A 7,052-nucleotide genomic window follows, 5' to 3' on the forward strand; every position below is an offset into this window, starting at 1 on the left:
GCTTACGTTAAGCGGTTTAACTTAATTTATTTTAAAGTGTTGGTTGTTTTTCTAACGGAATAGCCAACATATACAACAATTGCAATAATGACCCATCACAAATAGCCGCCTGTGCTTGCTCAACCACTTTTGGCTTACCATGTACGGCCACACCTAGGCCTGCTTTTGCCATCATGACTAGATCATTTGCGCCATCTCCAATAGCTACAGTTTGTGCTTTTTTAAGCCCTAGCTTTTGCTGAAGCACCTCTAAAACGACCGCTTTTTGCTGCGCATCGACAATCGTACCCAGTACTTTACCTGTTAGCTTGTCGTCTTTAAATTCGAGCTCATTAGCGTGCACTTCATCTAAATTAATCAGCTCTTGTACACGCTCTGCAAAAGGCACAAAACCACCTGAGGCAATCGCCAAATACCACTTATGTTGCTTTAAAATTTGGCACAGTATTTTAATACCAGGCATCAATGGTAATGTACTTTTCAGCTCTTCAATTAAGCTTTTTTCAATACCTTCAAGCTTAGCTACACGCTGATATAAACTCTCACTAAAATCAAGTTTACCCGCCATTGCAAGTGCAGTTACAGAGGCAACTTCATCGTATACGTTCGCAAGGCGTGCTATTTCGTCTATGCACTCAATAGTTATTGCAGTTGAGTCCATATCCATAACCAATAAACCTGGCTCATATAAATTAGGCGGCGTAGCAACTTGCACTAATTGACAATCAAGCGTGTTTGAAAATTCTTGTAGTACTAACGGGTTTATAGTTTTATCTGCATTTTGCGCGTAAAAACACAGTGCTGGTGCAAGCCCTAAATCAGGTTGGTATTGGCATATAGCGGTGACGTTTTGGTTATGTGTCGCTAAAAAGTCAACAATACTGGCAATGTGTTTTTCCGCAAAATCACCTGCAAATGCGATGCTAAATAACCCTAATGCTTTGTTTGGAATATAATCGAGAAGTGTAGATACACCACCACTATAGCTAAACCATTTATTTAGAGTTAAGTGTTGTAATGGTTGCTCAGCAGCTTGCTGTGCCATGTTGATTTGCGACATGGGATCTCCGTGTTTATTTTTATTTTCCTGATAGTTGGCATCTCAAAACTGCTATTCTCAACACTAAATTCGCCATCAGGTGGGGTTTAAGGTTATAGTTAGTGTAGTTGTAACATCAAATCAAAATGCTGTCAGTAGCATAAACGGTGACTATGAAAAATAACCATATTAAAAACCCTATAAGCGCATCCCAAAGAAAGCGACTCGTTCGCTTAATTCTTGCGGCTGGCTGTTTTGTATTACTAAGCTGGGTGGGTGTTAATAGTAGTTTTCAGAGTCACCAGTTACTTTACGATAGCGCCGACAGCACCGCAAAAAGCCTCACTCAGTTTATGGCTTTAAATGTTAAAACACCTTTAATCGAAAAAAATAAACCCCAGCTCAATGCAATTTGTAACGATATAAGTAAAGATGAGTTCGTGCTTTCGGCCACTATTTACGATCAACAGGGTATTTTATTAGCCAGTAGCGACAATTGGCAGTCGCACCATGTTTATGGTCAACTTTCTGATTCTACCCCCGGAATAAGTAAGTTAAAAACACCTTTTATGGAACCTGTTATAAGCGATGATGACCGCCCTATAGGTTTTGTATCTATTACTTATTTAACTCGCGCTGCAATATCCGACAGCCACAATCATTTTCATGACTTAGGCAGGCAGGTTTTACTAATGCTAGTGATTGCTTGTATTTTTACGTGGCAGTTAGGCCGTGGATTAAAGCGCTGGCAGGTAAATCGTTATATGCAAAAAACATCTGAACAAGAATCATAAAGTTGCTTTGCAAGCGTCTCTTTTTCGCTGTGTGGCTTTAAATCACATAGTGCGTCAAACACATCAGGTATATGCAATGGCGTGTTAACCTCCCCTTGGTAGCCACTTAAAGGCATTGAAGGTGAATCTGTTTCAAGCACTAAGTGCTCGGGCTCAATAGCGGCAATAACAGCACGGGTTTTAGCTGCACGTTGATAGGTAATAACACCGCCTACGCCAAGCTTAAAGCCCTGTTTGATATAGTACTTCGCTTGTTGGATTGAACCTGAAAATGCATGAATCACTCCCCCATTTTTTGGCTTACAACGTTTAAACGCTTGCGCAATTAAATCATGGCTTTGCCTGTGATGTACAATGAGCGGTAAACTTAGCTCATTAGAAAGCCCTATTTGCTGTTCAAATAAATAAGTTTGTTTAGAGAGGTTTTCAATGCTTCGATCAAGCCCACACTCACCAATAGCCACCAGCTGATGCTTATTTGTAGTTGCAAACTCGAATAACGCTTCTATGTGCAATTCTTTATGTTGATCTAAGAAGTAAGGATGCAGCCCTGCCGCTATTTTTATACTTGGATAGGTTGCTTTGAGCCCTATAAGAGTATGCGATTGAGCAAGCGTAATACCCGGTACAACAAACTGATTCACTCCCTTTGCTACACACTCGTTTATCAGCGATTCACGACTTGAATCAAACTCACTAAAATCGAGGTGGCAATGAGAGTCAATAAATTGCACGGTTACTTACTCATCTATTTATTAAGGATTTAAGCGTGTAATTTGCCAGCTATTATCTGCTTGGCGCTGATACATAAAACGATCATGTAAACGATGCGCCCCACCTTGCCAAAACTCAATTTTAGTGGGCACTACACAATAACCGCCCCAAAAATCAGGTAATGGAATTGCACCTTTAGCAAACTTATTTTTCATATTAGCAAAGGTTTCCATTAGTACTTTACGTGATGACACCGGACGGCTTTGCGCTGATGCCCACGCTGCTAATTGGCTTTCTTTAGGACGAGATAAAAAGTACTTTGCCACAGCAGAGGTAGGTAATGGTTTAGCCTCACCGTATACAATAACTTGGCGTTCCATGTGATGCCACGGAAAGTGCAAGGAAATTTTGTTATTGCCTTTAAGCTCCTGCGCTTTACGCGAACCTGTATTGGTAAAAAATACAAAGCCGTTATCATCCAGGTGCTTTAAAAGCACAATACGCTGTGAAGGCTGACCGGTTTCATCAACAGTTGCTACAACCATCGCTGTTGGATCGGGTAATTGGCTTGCTACAGCATGCTCAAGCCATGTTTCAAACTGCTTGAATGGGTCATCTTGCAAGTTATCTTCGCTTAACGCGTCTTGCAGGTATTCACGGCGGATATCTTCGAGTTTCATAACAAATCCTTTAAATAAAGACTTAGAAAAGAGCTTAGAGTAGCGAGCTTAAAACAATAGATATTGAGTAGTAACAAATGTTAAGATTCAGGTATATGTGATAGCAATAACACCGAGTCTCGGGTGTATTCCATAGCAGTAAACATAGAGTCTCAGGTGTATCGTTGGGTTTCGTTTCACTCAACCCAACCTACAACGCAAACTACACAGCTCAGATATCTGCAAGTGTAGGAGTGCTAGCAAGGCGGTAAAACTATTTATGCCAAGGAGCATACGGTTTGTATGTGACTTAGGCTAAATAGTTTTACCAACGCAGCTAAAGCGAACTACACGCAGCAGAAGGTGATTACATTTGCTCCATGACTTCAATGCCGAGTAAGTCTAATCCCGTTTCTAATGTTCTTGAAACCAAATTACACAACACTAAACGGCTATCGCGCACGCCTGGCTCTACGCCTTCTTTAAGTACTGGGCAGGCTTCGTAAAATGTCATGTATAAGCTTGCAAGCTCGTATAAGTAACCACATAGTACGTGCGGTGTTGCTTCGCTGATCATTAAATCAAGTACTTCTTCGATCTGTAGTAGCTTAAGTGCAAGTGCTTTTTCTTGAGGCTCAACAATTGCAACGTCTGAATTTAATGTAGCAGCATCAACGCCTGATTTGCGGAAAATACTGCGTACGCGTGTATAAGCATATTGTAAGTAAGGAGCGGTTGCGCCTTCAAAACTTAGCATGCTGTCCCAGTTAAAAATGTAATCACTGGTACGGTGCTTAGAAAGGTCGGCATATTTAACTGCGCCAATACCTACTTTACGGGCAATTTCGCTGCGATCGCTATCACTTAAATCAGACTCACGTTCAGCTAATTTTGCTGCTGCGCGGTTAATTGACTCTTCTAATAAATCAGCAAGTTTTACTGTGCCACCAGTACGTGTTTTAAATGGTTTATTATCGGCGCCCATCATGGTGCCGAACGGGCAAAACTCGTAGCTTGTTTCGTCTCTTAATAAACCAGCTTTACGCGCTGTTAGCTCTACTTGGTTAAAGTGTAGATTTTGACGTGCATCTACAAAAATTAAGATGCGATCAGCACCTAATTTATTTGAACGGTAGTCACATGCCGCTAAGTCTGTTGTTGCATATAAAAAACCACCGCCAGATTTTTGTACGATAAAGGCTGATGGCTCGCCATCTTTATTAGCTAGCTCATCTAAAAACACCACTTGCGCGCCTTGCGACTCTACGGCAATGTTTTTATCTTTAAGTAGGCTAATAATATCGTTAAGCTCTGCATTGTATGCGCTTTCAGCCATAATATCGGCTTGGGTAAGCGTTACATTTAAACGCTTGTATACTTCTTCAGAGTGTTTAACTGAGGTGGCTATAAATAGTTTCCAAAGTTTTTCACAATGCGCATCGCCGCCTTGTAATTTAACAACGTAGTCACGTGCTTTATCTGCAAAGCCTTCTTCGTCGTCAAAGCGTTTTTTAGCATCGCGGTAAAAAGTTTCTAAATCAGCAAGCGCAACAGTATCTAAGTCAACGCCTTGACTAATTTGATCTTCTAAATGCGCGATTAACATACCAAATTGCGTGCCCCAATCACCCATATGATTTTGACGCACAACCGTATCGCCTCTAAATTCAAGCGCACGTACAATTGAGTCACCAATAATAGTTGAACGTAAATGACCTACGTGCATTTCTTTAGCTAGGTTTGGTGATGAATAATCAACAACTACTTTTTGTGGCTTAGCGTGCTCGTTTACAGCTAGTTTTGCATCATTGTTAGCCGCTTTCACGCTTTGCGCTAAAAACTCAGGCTTTAAATGAATATTAATAAAACCTGGACCCGCAATTTCAGTCTTTTGTGCAATATCGCTTACATCAAGGTTATCAATAATTTTTTGTGCAAGCTCACGCGGGTTGCTTTTCATTTTTTTAGCTGCGCCCATGGCTGCATTAATTTGGTAATCACCAAATTGTGGACGCGTGCTTTGCGTTACTGCCGGGTTTGTATCTTCAGGTAAGCCTGCACCGACCATAGCTGCAATGGCTTTTTCAATTAAAATAGTACGAATATTCATATTTTTTTACCTTTATAAACCCGCCAAAGCAGGTTTTCTTTTAATTCTTGTAAATGAGCTCTAGTTTTCGCGTGTATGGCTAAACGTTACTTCTGGGTAACGCTCGACCGATAAGTTAAGGTTTACACGGCTCGGCGCAATGTAAGTTAAGTTATCACCGCCATCGAGTGCTAAATTGCTTTCGCATTTACGTTTAAATTCTTCAAACTTTTTAACGTCATCACTGCTTACCCAGCGTGCCGTATTCACGTTTACGCCTTCATAAATAGCATCAACGTTATATTCTGCTTTTAAACGTGCTACAACCACATCAAACTGAAGTACGCCTACCGCGCCTACTATTAAGTCGTTATTAATAAGTGGTCTAAATACCTGTACAGCCCCTTCTTCAGAAAGCTGTACTAAGCCTTTTAATAATTGCTTTTGCTTAAGCGGATCGCGAAGGCGAATACGACGAAATAGTTCAGGGGCGAAGTTAGGAATACCACTAAATTTAAGTTTTTCGCCTTGCGTGAACGTATCACCAATTTGAATTGTACCGTGGTTATGCAAGCCAATAATGTCGCCAGCGAAAGCATCTGCGGCACGTTCACGATCGCCCGCCATAAAGGTTACCGCATCAGAAATGCTCACTTGCTTGCCAATTCGCACGTGATTCATTTTCATGCCTTGGCTGTACTTACCCGATACAATACGCATAAATGCAATACGGTCACGGTGTTTAGGGTCCATGTTGGCCTGAATTTTAAATACAAACCCGGTAAAGTTTTCTTCAGTTGCAACAATTAGTCTGTCTTCGGTTTCACGTGGTAATGGCGTTGGCGCCCACTTAGTTAAACCATCTAACACGTGATCAACACCAAAGTTACCAAGTGCGGTACCGTAATAAACTGGCGAAAGCTCACCGGCTAAAAACAAATCTAAATCAAATTCGTTTGATGCACCTATAACAAGCTCAAGCTCATCACGTAACTGCGCAGCTAAGTCTTCACCAATGGCAATATCTAACTCTGGATTATCAAGGCCTTTAATTGTGCGAACATCTTGAATTTTATGACCTTGGCCCGTTTTATATAAAACAGCTTCATCATTATGAATGTGATAAACACCTTTGAATTCTTTACCACAACCAATTGGCCAAGTAATGGGTGCACAGGCAATATTTAGCTCTGTTTCAACTTCGTCCAGCACTTCCATTGGGTCGCGAATATCACGGTCACATTTGTTCATAAACGTAACAATAGGTGTGGTACGCAGGCGTGTAACTTCCATTAGCTTACGGGTACGGTCTTCTACACCTTTAGCCGCATCAATAACCATTAAGCACGAATCTACTGCTGTTAATGTACGGTACGTATCTTCAGAGAAATCTTCGTGTCCTGGCGTATCAAGTAAATTAACAAGTGCGTCGTTATATGGAAATTGCATTACAGACGTAGTAACTGATATACCACGCTCTTTTTCCATTTCCATCCAGTCAGATTTAGCATGCTGGTTAGAGCCGCGACCTTTTACAGTACCAGCTCTTTGAATAGCTTGTCCGAATAACAATACTTTTTCGGTAATCGTTGTTTTACCAGCATCCGGGTGAGAGATGATAGCAAAGGTCCTTCGCTTGCTGATTTCATTGATAATAGTCTGGTCTGCCATTGATAAATTCTTTTAGTTTATATGCGGGGTTGAATGCATTTTAATAAGCGTCTGCGAGTAAACCCGTTATGTTGATCGTAATTAAC

The 7,052-nt window shown here is 41.0% G+C and carries 6 protein-coding genes; 1 reads left to right on the forward strand and 5 read right to left on the reverse strand.

Annotated features, from left to right (window positions below):
- Nucleotides 1-31: 31 nt before the first annotated feature.
- On the reverse strand, nucleotides 32-1,060 hold the full coding sequence (serB, locus tag H5072_RS08205) for a phosphoserine phosphatase SerB (protein WP_182693220.1): 1,029 nt from the start codon (nucleotides 1,058-1,060) through the stop codon (nucleotides 32-34).
- Between the two features lie 152 nt (nucleotides 1,061-1,212).
- Between serB and H5072_RS08210 the strand changes: the two genes are divergently transcribed.
- Nucleotides 1,213-1,833 (forward strand): AhpA/YtjB family protein, encoded by a 621-nt coding sequence (locus tag H5072_RS08210; protein WP_002958772.1) that lies wholly within the window; start codon nucleotides 1,213-1,215, stop codon nucleotides 1,831-1,833.
- Here the strand turns inward: H5072_RS08210 and H5072_RS08215 are convergent.
- The 4 genes from H5072_RS08215 to prfC form a co-directional block, all read right to left on the reverse strand.
- Nucleotides 1,800-2,567, reverse strand: coding sequence for a TatD family hydrolase (locus tag H5072_RS08215; RefSeq protein WP_182693221.1), 768 nt, complete (start codon nucleotides 2,565-2,567; stop codon nucleotides 1,800-1,802). The genes H5072_RS08210 and H5072_RS08215 overlap by 34 nt on opposite strands.
- A gap of 21 nt (nucleotides 2,568-2,588) precedes the next feature.
- Complete coding sequence (pdxH, locus tag H5072_RS08220) at nucleotides 2,589-3,227, reverse strand: pyridoxamine 5'-phosphate oxidase (protein WP_024596079.1); 639 nt, start codon at nucleotides 3,225-3,227, stop codon at nucleotides 2,589-2,591.
- A 346-nt stretch (nucleotides 3,228-3,573) separates the two neighbouring features.
- Nucleotides 3,574-5,316 (reverse strand): arginine--tRNA ligase, encoded by a 1,743-nt coding sequence (argS, locus tag H5072_RS08225; RefSeq protein ID WP_182693222.1) that lies wholly within the window; start codon nucleotides 5,314-5,316, stop codon nucleotides 3,574-3,576.
- 60 nt (nucleotides 5,317-5,376) lie between these two features.
- Nucleotides 5,377-6,966, reverse strand: a complete 1,590-nt coding sequence (gene prfC / locus H5072_RS08230) for a peptide chain release factor 3 (RefSeq protein WP_002958776.1) — start codon at nucleotides 6,964-6,966, stop codon at nucleotides 5,377-5,379.
- Nucleotides 6,967-7,052: the final 86 nt, after the last annotated feature.

It is taken from the genome of Pseudoalteromonas sp. SR45-5, assembly GCF_014163565.1.
In the GTDB taxonomy this organism is placed as follows: domain Bacteria; phylum Pseudomonadota; class Gammaproteobacteria; order Enterobacterales; family Alteromonadaceae; genus Pseudoalteromonas; species Pseudoalteromonas distincta.

Bases quoted from the DNA above. Each gene is read 5' to 3' on its own strand.
- H5072_RS08210 (WP_002958772.1), top strand. From the start codon at position 1,213: ATGAAAAATAACCATATTAAAAACCCTATAAGCGCATCCCAAAGAAAG.
- pdxH (WP_024596079.1), bottom strand. From the start codon at position 3,227: ATGAAACTCGAAGATATCCGCCGTGAATACCTGCAAGACGCGTTAAGC.
- serB (WP_182693220.1), bottom strand. From the start codon at position 1,060: ATGTCGCAAATCAACATGGCACAGCAAGCTGCTGAGCAACCATTACAA.
- argS (WP_182693222.1), bottom strand. From the start codon at position 5,316: ATGAATATTCGTACTATTTTAATTGAAAAAGCCATTGCAGCTATGGTC.
- prfC (WP_002958776.1), bottom strand. From the start codon at position 6,966: ATGGCAGACCAGACTATTATCAATGAAATCAGCAAGCGAAGGACCTTT.